Below are 13,738 nucleotides of genomic sequence, written 5' to 3'. Positions count from 1 at the left end.
CCGGTGTCACCTCGAACGAGAAACGGGCGTATGCCGTCAGGTCCAGCGGGTGCGCGCACTGAGGACCGCGAGGGCCGCTGGACCGGCGGACGACGCGCGCAGGATGGTCGACCCGAGGCGCACCGGGTGGGCACCAGCAGCGGTGAGGGCCTCGAGCTCTCGAGCGGTGATGCCGCCCTCGGGTCCGACGACGACGAGCACGTCACCCGACTCCGGAAGCCCGACCGAGGCCAGCGGCACGGTCGCGTCCTCGTGGAGCACGAGCGTCAGTGCCGAGGCCTCGGCCCGGGCGACGAGCTGCGTGAGCCCGACGGCGGGGGACGTCACGGGCAGACGGGCTCGGCGGGACTGCTTGGTCGCGCGGGCGACGACGGCGGCCCACTTGGCCAGCGACTTGGCGGCGCGCTCGCCCCGCCAGACGACGACGGAACGCTCCGCCTGCCACGGGACGACCTCGTCGACACCGAGCTCGGTGGCAGCCTCGACGGCCTGCTCGTCGCGGTCGCCCTTGGCGAGTGCCTGGACGAGGACGAGCCTCGGGGCAGGCTCCGGCTCCTCGGTCACGTCGAGCACCCGACCTCGCACCCATGAACGGTCGACATCGGTCGCCTCGAGCAGGACGCGGCGGCCGGCTCCGTCGGCCACGAAGTAGTGCTCGCCCGCTCGGAGGCGGACCACGGCGGCAGCGTGGCGGCCCTCGTCGCCGTCGAGCAGCAGCGACGACCCCACGACGGCCCCAGCCACAGCGGTCGGGTCGCCCAGGAAGAGCTGGTGCGTCACCGGGCGCTCACGTGCTGCTCACTTCTCCTTGAAGGCGTCGCGCAGCTTGCCGAACAGGCCCTTGTTGGCCGGCTGCAGACGCCCCTCGGGACGCTCCTCGCCGCGGAGCGCGGCGAACTGGCGCAGCAGCTCCTGCTGCTCCTCGGTCAGCCGCGTCGGGGTCTGCACCGTGGCGTGGACGAGCAGGTCGCCCCGACCACCGTGGCGCAGGTGGGTGACGCCGAGACCGCGCAGCGTCAGCACGTCACCGCTCTGCGTGCCGGCCTTGATCTCGAGGTCCTGCATGCCGTCGAACGTGGAGAGCTTGAAGCTCGTGCCGAGCGCGGCCGCAGCCATGGGCAGCTCGACGCTGCAGTGCAGGTCGTCGCCCCGGCGCGTGTAGGTCTCGTGGTTGACGACGCGGATCTCGACGTAGAGGTCGGCCTTGGGGCCGTTGCCGGGCCCGACCTCACCCTCACCGGTCAGCTGGATGCGCGTGCCGGTGTCGACACCCGCCGGCACCTTGAGCTTGAGCGAGCGGCGCGTGCGGACGCGTCCGTCGCCCGAGCAGTCGTGGCAGGGGTCGGTCAGCGTCGAGCCGAAGCCCTGGCAGTTGACGCACGGTCGGGAGGTCATGACCTGGCCGAGGAAGCTGCGCTGGATCTGCTGGACCTCGCCGGCGCCCTTGCAGATCGGGCAGGTCTGGCGACCCGTGCCCGGCTCGGCGCCGTCACCCTCGCAGCGGATGCAGCCGACCGCGGTGTCGAGCGTCAGCTCCTCCTCCGAGCCGAAGACGGCCTTGGAGAGGTCGATGTCGAGGCGCACGAGTGCGTCCTGCCCACGCTGGACGCGCGAGCGCGGGCCGCGCGTGCCGGCCTGGGCACCTGCCCCGAAGAAGGCGTCCATGACGTCGCTGAACGAGAACCCCTGTCCTGCACCGAAGCCGGCGCCTCCGCCCGTCGCGAACGGGTCGGCGCCCATGTCGAAGGACTGGCGCTTCTGCGGGTCGGAGAGCACGTCGTAGGCCTGCGAGACGCGCTTGAACTCCTCTTCGGCGTCGGCACCGGAGTTGACGTCCGGGTGCAGCTTGCGGGCGAGTCGACGGTAGGCCTTCTTGATCTCCTCCTGGCTCGCATCGCGCGAGACACCGAGGACGGCGTAGTAGTCGTTCAAGCTGGGATTCCTTTTGGTACGTGGTGCTTTCGGTTCCGGTGCGGCGGTGCGCCGGCGGACTGGCCGAGGTGGTGCGGGGTCAGGTGGCCTGGTTCTCGTCGAGGATCTCGGTGACGTAGCGCGCGACGGCGCGGACCGATGCCATCGTCGTGGGGTAGTCCATGCGGGTCGGGCCGAGCACCCCGAGGCTCGCCACCCGCTCGGAGCCGGAGCCGTAACCCATCGACACGAGCGAGGTCGACTGCAGCCCGGTCACGGGGTTCTCGGAGCCGATGCGCACCGAGACGAGCTCGGGGTCGTCGCCCAGCTGGCCGAGCAGGCGCAACAGGGTCACGTGCTCCTCGAGGGCCTCGAGGATGGGGCCGATGGAGCGGGGGAAGTCGCTGCCGGCGCGAGCGAGGTTCGCCTGTCCGGCCAGGACGACGCGCTCCTCGCGCTCTTCGACGAGCGCGTCGCCGAGCGCCGAGACGACGGCCTCCAGGGCGGCGCGGTCGGCGCCGTCGGCCTCACCGACGAGGCGGCGCAACCGGGTCGCAGCGACCGTGAACGGCACGCCCGCGGCCACCTCGTTGATGCGCGACCGGATCGAGGCGACGAGAGCCTCACCGGTGGGGTCGGCCAGCACGCGTCCGGTGTCGACGACCCGCTGCTCGACGCGGCCCGTGTTGACGATGAGGACGATCATCAGGTGCGAGGAGCCCATCGGGACGAGCTCGATGTGCCGCACCGTCGACCGGGTCAGGGACGGGTACTGCACCACGGCGACCTGTCGCGTCAGGCTCGCGAGCAGGCGCACCGTCCGGTCGACGACGTCGTCGAGGTCGACGGCGCCCTGCAGGAACTGCCCGATGGCGCGGCGCTCGCCCTGCCCGAGGGGCTTGACGGCACTGAGCCGGTCGACGAACACGCGGTAGCCCGCATCGGTGGGCACTCGGCCCGCCGACGTGTGCGGCGCATGGATGAGTCCCTCCTCCTCGAGCAGGGCCATGTCGTTGCGCACCGTCGCCGCGCTCACCCCGAGGTGGTGGCGCTCGACGAGCGCCTTGCTCCCGACCGGCTCGGAGGTCTGGACGTAGTCCTGCACGATCGCGCGCAGCACCATCAGCCTGCGGTCCTCGCTCATCGTCCCTCCTTCACGGGTCCGGGATCGGGTCTGGCACTCTCGATCGACGAGTGCCAAGTCTACGTCGTGCCCCGCGGATCTCCGATTTCATCCAACCGTATGCGCCGTCGCACCCTCCCCGACGGGGCTGCACGCGCGTCGGTCACCCGTCACCGCGGCGCCGCACCCCGTGGCACGCGTGGCACCCCTGTGGGACCCGCGCGGCACCCGCGTGGCATCCGTGCGTCGGCCCGAGACGCGGCATACCCTCGCTAGTCGTGTCCCCCAACGATCGCTACGGATCAGACGTGCTCAACGGCGACTGGCGTGCCCCGAGGCGCGGCCGGTCCACCCCCACCCCGGCCGAGCCCGACCTCGTCGTCGAGGAGGTCGAGACGGGCTGGGTCGGCGCCGTCGTCCGCGTCGAGAAGGCCGGCGGGATGCACGTCGTGCACCTCGAGGACCGCCGCGGGCGCACCAAGGCCTTCCCCCTCGGCCCCGGCTTCCTCGTCGACGGGGCGCCGGTCACGCTCACTCCCCCGCAGGCTGCCGCGGGAGCCGCCCTCGCCGAGGCGCGGCGCGCGGCCTCCCGGACCGCGAGCGGCTCCGTGGCCGTCGAGGGCGCCCGCGCCCGAGTGGCGAGCGGCTCGCGGATCTACGTCGAGGGCCGGCACGACGCCGAGCTCGTCGAGAAGGTCTGGGGCGACGACCTGCGGGTCGAGGGCGTCGTCGTCGAGCTGATGGACGGTGTCGACGACCTGGCCGGGATCATCGCCGAGTTCCAGCCCGGCCCGGGGCGGCGGCTGGGCGTCCTCGTCGACCACCTCGTGCCCGGCACAAAGGAGGCGCGCATCGTCGCCCAGGCCCAGGCACTCCCGGGCCTGAGCCGGCACGTCCGGATCCTCGGCCACCCCTACGTCGACGTGTGGCAGTCCGTGCGCCCCGAGCGGCTCGGCTGGCAGCAGTGGCCGGTCATCCCCCGCGGCACGTCCTGGAAGCACGGCATCTGCGCCGAGCTCGGCTGGGCCCACGCGAGCCAGGCCGACATCGCCCACGCCTGGAAACGCATCCTCGGGACGGTTCGCTCCTACGCGGACCTCGAGCCGACGCTCCTCGCGAGCGTCGAGGAGCTCATCGACTTCGTCACCGAGCCCGGGTCGTAGCCCCCGACCTAGCGGCTGAGGTAGCCCTGGACGTCCGCGACGACCTGGGTGGACGCGAAGACGTAGAGGTCGACGTAGCCGTCGGCGCTCGGTGCGACGACCGCGGTGTTGGCCATGGTCTGGCCCGCGACGTAGTTGATGTTCGAGGTCGTGGGCCGGCTCGTCCCCGAGGGGTATGCCGTGAGGTAGCCCGGCGCCTGGGGCCCCGTCACGACGACGGTCAGCACCACGGCCTTGACCCCGGTCGACGGCACGCCACCGCGCCCTGTCACCTTGAGGCGCTGCACGCTGCCCGCGGCGAGCGCGCCGGTCGACGCGGCGCCGGTGCCGTTCCTCGTGTCGAGGAGCCGGGCCGGCGTCAGGCCGTCGTAGTCGGCCCCGGACGGGTACCAGCCGACGACGTCGGCGACGACGTCGGTGGCCGCCGAGGTGCGGATGCTCACCCGGCCGTTGCTGCCGACCTTGGCGACGACGAGTCCGGAGACGGACGACCCCGTCGAGAAGTTGAGCGAGGACGAGTTCGGCATCGTGGTGCCCGTCGGCCAGACCGCGAGGTTGCCGTCCTTGGTCGGTCGCGCGGCAGTGACGTTGAGCAGCACGGAGTCGACACCCGAGGTCGGGACCACCGCGCTGCCCGTGACCGCGAGGTCGATGCGGCCACCCGGCACGAGTCGGCCCGTCGGCGCGCCCAGACCCGAACGGGTGTCGAGGATGCGCGTCGGCGTCGTCGTGGACAGGTTGCCGAAGGCGGGGTACCACCCGACGACGTCGACCAGGACGTCGGTGCGCTGGCTGACCTTGAGTCGGATGCGACCGTCGCTGCCGACGCCGACCACTGCCTGGTTGGCCACGGTGGCCCCGGCGTCGTAGTTGAGGGTGGACGAGGCGGCCGGCGAGCTGCCCGACGGGTAGGTCAGCAGCCAGCCCGCCGCCTGCGGACGCACGGCCGTGACGTTGACGACGACGGCTCCCACGGCAGTCTTCGGCAGCCCGGCGCGGCCGCCGACGAGGATGCTCGTGTCGCTGCCCGCCGCGAGCGGACCGCTGGCCCCGAGCGAGCTGCGGGTGTCGACGATCCGGGTCGGGGTCACCGGGCGGTAGGTCGGGTAGTCGGCCGGCGCGGCGACCTTCGGGCCCTGGTCGTCGAGGTGGATGAAGCCTGCGGGCCAGAGGCCGCCCGAGCGGGTGATCGAGCGCCACCGGAAGTCGCCGCCCCAGTTGTCCTCGGAGACGAGGATCTGGTTCGCCGAGACGACCTTCTCGACGTAGGCGATGTGGCCGGTGCTCGAGAACGACGTCCCCCACCAGGCCACCGAGCCCACGGCGGGCGCGTCGTCGGTCTGCGTCGCGAACGCGGAACCCCAGTTGTAGGCGTTGCCGGACAGCTGGGTGGGCCGCTTGTTCGGCAGCCCGTTGGTCACGAGGCGGTAGGCCACGTAGTTGGTGCAGTTGTGGCCGGTCGACTGGCTCCAGTAGCTCGTGGTGCTGTGGTCCGGGTAGCCCGCGTTGGAGTAGCCGGCCTTGGCACACGCGTCGTAGCCCGTGCACAGGACGGTCCACTCGGAGGACCGGGCCGGGCCGGCCAGCCCCACGGCAGCGAGGAGCACGACGAGAGCACTGACCAGCACCGTGACGGCTCGACCGGGTCGACGCCGGGACGAGAGCGGGGGGAGGCCGGAGGCCGGACGCGCCTGGTCGTGGGTGGCCGAAGGCATGTGTGTCTCCCGTGATCGCCGTGGGGTGCACCCCGCAATCTAGGACAATCACACCGGGAAATGACTCCATTCCCAAAAATCCCATGCGACACGAGCGTGACTTCCGCGCCATCTGGTCACACGTGTGCTAATGACACCGCTGTCATTCACCCTGGAGGCGGCGACGTCCGGCGACGCCGCCCGGGGACGGCGACCCGCCTGATCACCTGCTCCTTGGCCGACGAGAAGGGCGGGCGCACCCAGACGGTCAGGTCCGGGCGGGTGGGGAGCGAGAAGACCGACTTCGCGTGCGAGAAGAGCTCGACGGACCGCTCGCCGTGGTAGGCGCCGGTGCCGCTGGGGCCGACGCCGCCGAAGGGGAGCCCGGGCACGGCGAGGTGGGCCAGGGGGACGTTGAAGGCCAGCGCGCCCGAGGACGTGTCGCGCTCGAACCGTCGCCGCACCACGTCGGAGGTGGTGAAGACGTAGAGCGCGAGCGGCTTGTCCCGACGGTTGACGAAGTCGACGGCCGCGTCGAGGCCGTCGACCGCAACCAGCGGCAGGAGAGGACCGAAGATCTCGTCACGCATGACGAGCTCCTGCGGGTCGTCCGCGTCCACCACGTCGACGACGGTCGGCTCGAGGTAGCGGGTGGACGCGTCGGAACGGCCGCCGCTGACGACGCGCGCCGGGTCGATGAGCGCGGTGAGGCGGTCGAAGTGCCGGGAGCCGATGATGCGCCCGTAGTCCGGTGACGTGGAGGGGTCCGGGCCGAAGGCTGCGCGGATCGCCTCGACGAGCAGGGGCTTGAGCGCCTCCAGGGTGGGACGGCTCGCGATGACGTAGTCCGGCGCCACGCAGGTCTGGCCGGCGTTGGTGAACTTGCCCCACACGAGGCGCTGCGCCGTGACGCGCAGGTCGGCGTCGTCGGCGACGTAGGCCGGCGACTTGCCGCCGAGCTCCAACGTCACCGGGGTCAGGTGGCGGGTGGCGGCCTCGAGGACGATCCTGCCGACCACGCCGTTGCCGGTGTAGAAGATGTGGTCGAACCGCTGGGCGAGCAGCTCGGTCGTCTCGGGGACGGCCCCCTCGACGACGTGCACCGCGGACGTGTCGAGGTACATCGGGAGCAGTCGCGCCAGCAGCGCCGACGTGGCCGGGGCGACCTCGCTCGGCTTGAGGACGACGGCGTTGCCGGCAGCGAGGGCGCCGACGAGCGGCGCCAGGCACAGCTGCACGGGGTAGTTCCAGGGCGCGATGACGAGCACGACTCCGAGCGGTTCGCGCACGATCTTGGCGCGACCCGGGGCCAGCGAGAGCGGCACCCGGACCCGACGCGGCGCCGTCCACGCGCGCAGGTGGCGCAGCGTGTGGTCGATCTCGCGCACGACGAAGCCGGTCTCGGTGACCCATGCCTCGGTCGCGCTCTTGCCCAGGTCGGCGTGCAGGGCGGCGGCGACCTCGTGCTCGTGCTCCACGAGGAGCGTCCGGAGCGCCCGCAGCTGGGACACCCGCCACTGCCGCGGCTTGGTCACACCGCCGTCGAAGGCCCGTCGCGCGGCAGCCACCACGTCGGCCGGCGACGCGCGACGTGTCGTCCCACCGCCCGTGGGCGGGCGGCTCGTCTGGGTGGTGGGGGTCGTCGTCGACACGGTCTCGCTCATGGCGCCCTTCTTCGTCGGTGCCCCTCAGGCGGCGAGGAGCCGGTGCACCACGGTGTCCGCGAGCAGACGCCCGCGCCGGGTCAGGACGAGCCGGGAGTCCCGCAGGGCAGCCACCCCGTCCACGAGCCCGTCGGCGATGAGGCCGGCCACGGCAGTGCGTCCCGATCCTCGCAGATCCGAGACCGGCAGCCCCTGCACGAGACGTGTGCCGAGCAGCACACGCTCGTCGTAGCGCTGGTCGTCCGTCAAGGTCTCACGCGCCTGGGCAGGAGAGAGTCCCGCCCCCAGCCGGGCGGCATATGCACTGGGGTGCTTGACGTTCCACCAGCGGACGCCCCCGACGTGGCTGTGCGCGCCCGGCCCGACACCCCACCAGTTGGTGCCGGCCCAGTACGCGACGTTGTGCCGGCACCGCTGCCGCTCGGAGCGGGCCCAGTTGCTCACCTCGTACCACCCGAAACCCGCGGCGGACAGCATCTCGTCCGCGAGCTCGTACTTGTCGGCCTCGTCGTCGTCCTCCGGTGCCGGCACGACACCCCGGCGCACCTGCGCGGCGAGCTTGGTGCCGTCCTCGACGACGAGGGCATAGGCAGAGACGTGGTCAGGCTCCAGCGCGATGGCCGCCTCGAGACTGCGCCGCCAGTCCTCGAGCGACTCCCCCGGCGTGCCGTAGATGAGGTCGACGCTCACCTGCATGCCGGCGGCCCGCGTGGCTGCCACGGCCCGCGCGACGTTGTCCGGGTCGTGCGTGCGCTCGAGGGTGCGCAGCACGTGCGGCACGGCCGACTGCATTCCCACGGAGACGCGCGTGAAGCCGCCGTCCGCCAGCTCCTGCAGCGACTGCGGGGTCACGGAGTCCGGGTTGGCCTCCGTCGTGACCTCCGCGTCCGGCGCCAGTCCGAATCGCTTGCGTATGCCGTCCAGCACCGCCACGAGGTCGCCCGACCTCAACATGGTGGGAGTGCCTCCACCGACGAAGACCGTTGACACGGCGGGGGCTTCGTCGCCGAGGACCGCGCGGGCGAGGTCGAGCTCGCGCACGGCCGCGTCGGCATAGGTGTCGATGCCGATGCTGGCACCGGGACCACCGAGCTCGGTCAGGGTGTAGGTGTTGAAGTCGCAGTAGCCGCAGCGCACCGTGCAGAAGGGCACGTGGACGTAGATGCCGAGGTCGGTCTGCGACACGTCCGCGAGGGCTGCTGGAGGCAGCTCACCCGTGGCGGGCGCGGGGTCGCCGTCGGGGAGGGCGGAGGGCGGCATACCTCCATTGTCCCAGCCCGGCAGGGGTGTCCCGTCCACGTCGTACGCTGCCCTCATGGCGGATGCGCAGCCGTCGCGCCGCAGGCCGCTGCGGCCCATCGTGGCCGCGGTGCTCATCATGGTCTGCCTCGCAGCCGTGGCGTGGCTCGTCGGGCTCACCCAGCCGCAAGGGGGACAGGGAGTCGCGACGGCGCCGGCGTCCCTGGTGACGTGTGCACCTCCCCCGCCCGCGCCGACGAGCCATCCCACGTTCACGTCGCCACCGCCTCCGTCCGTCGCCGCCGACTCTGCGTGGACCGCCGTCCTGCACACGACCTGCGGGGACCTCACGCTGCTCCTCGACGGCGGGCGTGCCCCGAGGAGCGTCGCCTCCTTCGTCACGCTGGCCCGCGCGGGCTACTGGACCGACAGCGTCTGCCACCGGCTCACCACGCGGCCCGCGCCGACCGCGTTCCTGCAGTGCGGCGACCCGACCGGGCGCAGCACCGCCGACCCGGGCTACGACCTGCCCCTCGAGAACGTCCCTGCCGGCGTCACCTACCGGGTGGGTGACGTCGGGGTGGCCCGCGGTGACGGCTTCCCCAGCACGTCCGGAGAGTTCTTCATCGTCCACCGGGACTTCACGGTCTCGCCGGGTGCTCCGGTCTACTCGCTCGTGGGGCGGGTCACCTCGGGCCTGGACATCGTGCAGCACATCGCGCGCATCGGCGGTGAGGACTTCAGGTCCGACGGGCCACCCTTCCAGTCGATCAGCATCCTGACCGTCGAGGTGCGGCGGCGGTGACCGCTCCCCCGAGCCCTCAGCCCGAGTGCGTCGTGACGCCGTAGCGGGCCCGCGAGGCCAGGGCCCAGCGCGCTGCCGGCACCGACACGAGCGCGATGACGACCATGAAGGCGGCCAGGATGAGCCAGCCCGTCTCACCGAGGTCGACGCAGAAGTAGGTGACGACCGGCGGGGCGACGACGGCGAGGACGCTGAAGCCGAGCCCGGCGAAGCCCTGGTACTGCCCCTGCCGCTCGTGCGGCGCGAGCCCCATCTGCAGTCCCCACTGCCCCCCGGAGCCGATCATCTCGCCGACGACGTGGACGAGGGAGCCCGCCACGAGGGCCCCGATCGCGAGCCACCTGCTGCCCCGGTCGGCGAAGGCGACGATGGCGAATCCTCCTGCGATCCACCAGGCCCCGCGCACGAGCGCCCGCGCCCCGGCCTCGACGGAGTCGGCGCGACGGGACAGTCGCACCTGGAAGAGCGCGACGGCGGCGGTGTTGAGGATCAGCAGGATCGCGACCATGACGGTGGGAGCGGCGGTGCGCGCGGAGACGTAGAGCGCGAGCCCGAGCTCCATGACGAAGAAGTGCAGCGAGAACAGGCCGGTGATGACGGTGATGACGACGTAGGGCCAGTCGCGGACGACGGCGAGCCGCGGCTCACCCGCCGGGCGTGCGTGCGGTGCGATGTCGGGCAGCCGGGTCGTGTTCCACGCGGCGAAGCCGGTGAAGACGGCGTTGAGGACGAAGACGGAGACGTAGGCCCAGCGCTCGTCGATGATGAGGGCCGCTCCCCCGAAGACCGACCCCAGCCCGAGTGCGGTGTTGGTGACGGCCCGCAGGTAGGCCTTGAAGAGCACGCCGCGCCCGCCCGTGGCGAGCTGGGCGATGACGCCCTGGTTGACCGCTCCGGCGCCCCGCTCGAAGAAGGCGAGGACGCCGAGCAGGAGGGCGAGCGCCCACGGGGTCGTGGCGAGGACCGGCGGCGCGCTGAAGATCGCGGCGCCGACCATGAAGGCGGTGAGCACCCGTCGGGGGCCACGAGTGTCACCGAGGTGGCCCGCGGGCACCTGCATGACGATGCCCACAACGGCCGAGACCGACATCGCCAGGGCGACCTCGGTGGCGCTGAAGCCGACCTGGCGGGTGAAGAAGAGGGCGCTCGTCGTCAGGACGGCGCCGGCCCCGAAACGGTTGGCGAACGACCCGAGCGCGAGGATGCGCAGGTCGCGGTCGACCGGGACTCCTCGGCGGGTCAGGGGAGGGGCCAGCGGTGGGGTGGTGCTCGACGTCACGGCTCGTCCTTCTCGTCCAATTGTCTCTCGATGTCAAGATATCCGACGGTAGCCACATCCCCGCAACCCGTTATCCCGTTCGCATAGGCTGACCGGGTGTACCTCCCCAACTGGATCGAGCTCGACGGCGTCGTCAACATGCGTGACCTCGGAGGCCTGGCGACTGCCGCAGGCGACACCGTGCGCCCGCGCCGCCTGCTTCGCTCGGACAACCTCCAGGACCTCTCCCCCGAGGCCGTCGACGCCCTCGTGACCCGGTACGGCGTCACCGACATCGTCGACCTGCGCACCCACGTCGAGCTCGCCAAGGAGGGCGACGGGCCGCTACGGGCCGTCGCCGGCATCACCCACCACCACCACACGCTCTATCGCGAGGACACCGACGAGTCGGGCATCCCGGCCGCCGAGAGGGCCCTGCCGTGGGAGACGGACGAGCGGCGCGAGCTGGCGGCTGCGAAGCGTGAGGCCGACCAGGATCCCAACCAGAACCACGACCAGGCGCACGACCGGTTCTGGTCGGAGCACTACCTCTCCTACCTCGCGAGCCGTCCCGACTCGGTCGTGGCCGCGCTCGACGCCATCGCCTCGAGCGAGGGCGCTGCGGTCGTGCACTGCGCTGCAGGCAAGGACCGCACCGGCACCGTCGTGGGCCTCGCCCTCAAGGTCGTCGACGTGCCCGACGAGCTCGTCATCGCCGACTTCGCGGCGTCGGCGCAGCGGGTGGCCGCCATCATGGACCGCCTGCGGGCTCGTCCGGCCTACGCGGCCAACCTCCAGGACAAGACCGTCGCGCAGCAGTCACCCACGACCGACACGATGCGCCTGCTCCTCGGGGCGCTCGACGAGCGGCACGGCGGCGTGCACGGCTGGCTCCGCACGCAGGGCTGGACCCCCGCGGACACCGAACGGATGCGCCACAAGCTCCTGGCCGACTGACGGATCGCCGACTGACGAGTCCCCGCCACCGTGGCAGGTACCGCGGACGGCGTCGAGCGCTACTTCTTCGTCTTGCCCGAGTCGCCGTCGCTCGAGAGGGCAGCGACGAAGGCCTCCTGCGGCACCTCGACCCGTCCGACCATCTTCATGCGCTTCTTGCCCTCCTTCTGCTTCTCGAGGAGCTTGCGCTTGCGGCTGATGTCGCCGCCGTAGCACTTGGCCAGCACGTCCTTGCGGATGGCGCGGATGTTCTCGCGGGCGATGATGCGCGAGCCGATGGCGGCCTGGATCGGAACCTCGAACTGCTGACGCGGGATGAGGTCCTTGAGCTTGCTCGCCATCATGACGCCGTAGGCGTAGGCCTTGTCCTTGTGGACGATGGCCGAGAAGGCGTCGACGGTCTCGCCCTGGAGCAGGATCTCGACCTTGACGAGGTCGGCCACCTGCTCACCGTCGGGCTCGTAGTCGAGCGAGGCGTAGCCGCGCGTGCGGGACTTCAGCTGGTCGAAGAAGTCGAAGACGATCTCGGCGAGGGGCAGCGTGTACCGCATCTCGACGCGGTCCTCGGAGAGGTAGTCCATTCCACGCAGGTTGCCGCGCTTCTGCTGGCACAGCTCCATGATCGCGCCGACGAACTCCGAGGGCGCGAGGATCGTGGCGCGCACGATCGGCTCGCTCACCTCGCGGATCTTGCCGTCGGGGTACTCGCTCGGGTTGGTCACGTGCACGGCCTTGCCGTCGTCCATCGTGACGTCGTAGACCACGTTGGGCTGGGTCGAGATGAGGTCGAGGTCGAACTCGCGCTCGAGCCGCTCACGGACGATCTCGAGGTGCAGCAGCCCCAGGAAGCCGACGCGGAAGCCGAAACCGAGCGCCGCGGACGTCTCGGGCTCGTAGACGAGTGCGGCGTCGTTGAGCTTGAGCCTGTCTAGCGCGTCGCGCAGGTCGGGGTAGTCGGAGCCGTCGATGGGATAGAGACCCGAGAAGACCATCGGCTTCGGGTCGCGGTAGCCGCCGAGGTCCTTCGTCGCCGGCTTGCTGGCGTTGGTCACGGTGTCACCGACGCGCGACTGGCGCACGTCCTTGACGCCGGTGATGAGGTAGCCGACCTCACCGACGCCGAGGCCCTTGCCGGGGACCGGCTCCGGGCTGATGACGCCGATCTCGAGCAGCTCGTGGGTCGCCCGCGTCGACATCATGACGATCTTCTCGCGCGGGCTGAGGTTGCCGTCGACGACGCGGACGTAGGTCACGACACCGCGGTAGGTGTCGTAGACCGAGTCGAAGATCATGGCGCGGGCCGGGGCGTCCGGGTCACCCACAGGGGCCGGCAGGGTGCCGACGATCTTGTCGAGCAGCGGCTCGACGCCCGCGCCCGTCTTGCCGGAGACCTGGAGACAGTCCTCGGGCTCGCAGCCGATGAGCTTGGCCAGCTCCTCGGCGTACTTCTCGGGCTGGGCGGCCGGCAGGTCGATCTTGTTGAGGACCGGGATGATCGTGAGGTCGTTCTCCATCGCGAGGTAGAGGTTCGCGAGGGTCTGCGCCTCTATGCCCTGGGCAGCGTCGACGAGGAGCACCGCGCCCTCGCAGGCGGCGAGCGACCGGGAGACCTCGTAGGTGAAGTCGACGTGACCCGGCGTGTCGATCATGTTGAGGGCATACGTCGTGCCGTCGAGCTCCCACGGCATGCGCACGGCCTGGCTCTTGATCGTGATCCCGCGCTCGCGCTCGATGTCCATGCGGTCGAGGTACTGCGCGCGCATCGCGCGCGCGTCGACGACGCCGGTCAGCTGCAGCATGCGGTCGGCCAGCGTGGACTTGCCGTGGTCGATGTGCGCGATGATGCAGAAGTTGCGGATCAGGTCCGGCGGCGTTGCGTTGGGTGCCAACGCGGAGCGGGCCATGGGCGACACGTGGGACGAAC

11 protein-coding genes are annotated in these 13,738 nt (G+C 71.5%); 3 read left to right on the top strand and 8 right to left on the bottom strand.

The window, feature by feature from the left end; all coding sequences use genetic code 11:
• Positions 1-36: 36 nt before the first annotated feature.
• The 3 genes from ABD831_RS08825 to hrcA form a co-directional block, all read right to left on the bottom strand.
• Positions 37-780 (bottom strand): 16S rRNA (uracil(1498)-N(3))-methyltransferase, encoded by a 744-nt coding sequence (locus tag ABD831_RS08825; protein WP_344944549.1) that lies wholly within the window; start codon positions 778-780, stop codon positions 37-39.
• 18 nt (positions 781-798) lie between these two features.
• A complete protein-coding gene (gene dnaJ, locus ABD831_RS08820; RefSeq protein ID WP_344944546.1) occupies positions 799-1,932 on the bottom strand; it encodes a molecular chaperone DnaJ in 1,134 nt (377 codons plus the stop codon).
• Between the two features lie 79 nt (positions 1,933-2,011).
• On the bottom strand, positions 2,012-3,055 hold the full coding sequence (hrcA, locus tag ABD831_RS08815) for a heat-inducible transcriptional repressor HrcA (protein WP_344944542.1): 1,044 nt from the start codon (positions 3,053-3,055) through the stop codon (positions 2,012-2,014).
• A 257-nt stretch (positions 3,056-3,312) separates the two neighbouring features.
• Between hrcA and ABD831_RS08810 the strand changes: the two genes are divergently transcribed.
• Positions 3,313-4,197: a DUF3097 domain-containing protein gene (locus ABD831_RS08810; protein WP_344944539.1), complete on the top strand. Its 885-nt coding sequence runs from the start codon at positions 3,313-3,315 to the stop codon at positions 4,195-4,197.
• A gap of 8 nt (positions 4,198-4,205) precedes the next feature.
• On the opposite strand, the gene ABD831_RS08805 is transcribed toward ABD831_RS08810, so the two are convergent.
• From ABD831_RS08805 to hemW, 3 genes are all read right to left on the bottom strand, one after another.
• Positions 4,206-5,912 carry a CHAP domain-containing protein gene (locus ABD831_RS08805; RefSeq protein ID WP_344944536.1) on the bottom strand — a complete coding sequence of 569 codons (1,707 nt, stop codon included), beginning with the start codon at positions 5,910-5,912 and terminating at the stop codon, positions 4,206-4,208.
• 146 nt (positions 5,913-6,058) lie between these two features.
• The gene (locus tag ABD831_RS08800) at positions 6,059-7,555 is read right to left on the bottom strand and encodes an aldehyde dehydrogenase family protein (protein ID WP_344944532.1); all 1,497 of its coding nucleotides are present in this window, start codon (positions 7,553-7,555) and stop codon (positions 6,059-6,061) included.
• Between the two features lie 24 nt (positions 7,556-7,579).
• On the bottom strand, positions 7,580-8,815 hold the full coding sequence (gene hemW / locus ABD831_RS08795; RefSeq protein ID WP_344944529.1) for a radical SAM family heme chaperone HemW: 1,236 nt from the start codon (positions 8,813-8,815) through the stop codon (positions 7,580-7,582).
• Positions 8,816-8,870: 55 nt separating this feature from the next.
• Between hemW and ABD831_RS08790 the strand changes: the two genes are divergently transcribed.
• On the top strand, positions 8,871-9,599 hold the full coding sequence (locus tag ABD831_RS08790; protein ID WP_344944525.1) for a peptidylprolyl isomerase: 729 nt from the start codon (positions 8,871-8,873) through the stop codon (positions 9,597-9,599).
• Positions 9,600-9,615: 16 nt separating this feature from the next.
• On the opposite strand, the gene ABD831_RS08785 is transcribed toward ABD831_RS08790, so the two are convergent.
• Positions 9,616-10,878, bottom strand: a complete 1,263-nt coding sequence (locus ABD831_RS08785) for an MFS transporter (protein WP_344944522.1) — start codon at positions 10,876-10,878, stop codon at positions 9,616-9,618.
• Between the two features lie 96 nt (positions 10,879-10,974).
• Here ABD831_RS08785 and ABD831_RS08780 point away from each other — a divergent pair, with 96 nt between their 5' ends.
• Entirely contained in the window at positions 10,975-11,814 is an 840-nt protein-coding gene (locus ABD831_RS08780; RefSeq protein ID WP_344944519.1) for a tyrosine-protein phosphatase, read from the top strand.
• A gap of 59 nt (positions 11,815-11,873) precedes the next feature.
• On the opposite strand, the gene lepA is transcribed toward ABD831_RS08780, so the two are convergent.
• Positions 11,874-13,718, bottom strand: coding sequence for a translation elongation factor 4 (gene lepA / locus ABD831_RS08775; protein WP_142178498.1), 1,845 nt, complete (start codon positions 13,716-13,718; stop codon positions 11,874-11,876).
• Positions 13,719-13,738: the final 20 nt, after the last annotated feature.

It is taken from the genome of Terrabacter ginsenosidimutans (assembly GCF_039539425.1).
GTDB lineage: Bacteria > Actinomycetota > Actinomycetes > Actinomycetales > Dermatophilaceae > Terrabacter > Terrabacter ginsenosidimutans.
Note: the sequence above shows the minus strand (reverse complement) of the source record. Positions and strands in the feature narration are given on the sequence as shown.

Bases quoted from the DNA above. Each gene is read 5' to 3' on its own strand.
- ABD831_RS08800 (WP_344944532.1), bottom strand. From the start codon at position 7,555: ATGAGCGAGACCGTGTCGACGACGACCCCCACCACCCAGACGAGCCGC.
- hrcA (WP_344944542.1), bottom strand. From the start codon at position 3,055: ATGAGCGAGGACCGCAGGCTGATGGTGCTGCGCGCGATCGTGCAGGAC.
- hemW (WP_344944529.1), bottom strand. From the start codon at position 8,815: ATGCCGCCCTCCGCCCTCCCCGACGGCGACCCCGCGCCCGCCACGGGT.
- ABD831_RS08790 (WP_344944525.1), top strand. From the start codon at position 8,871: ATGGCGGATGCGCAGCCGTCGCGCCGCAGGCCGCTGCGGCCCATCGTG.
- lepA (WP_142178498.1), bottom strand. From the start codon at position 13,718: ATGGCCCGCTCCGCGTTGGCACCCAACGCAACGCCGCCGGACCTGATC.
- ABD831_RS08805 (WP_344944536.1), bottom strand. From the start codon at position 5,912: ATGCCTTCGGCCACCCACGACCAGGCGCGTCCGGCCTCCGGCCTCCCC.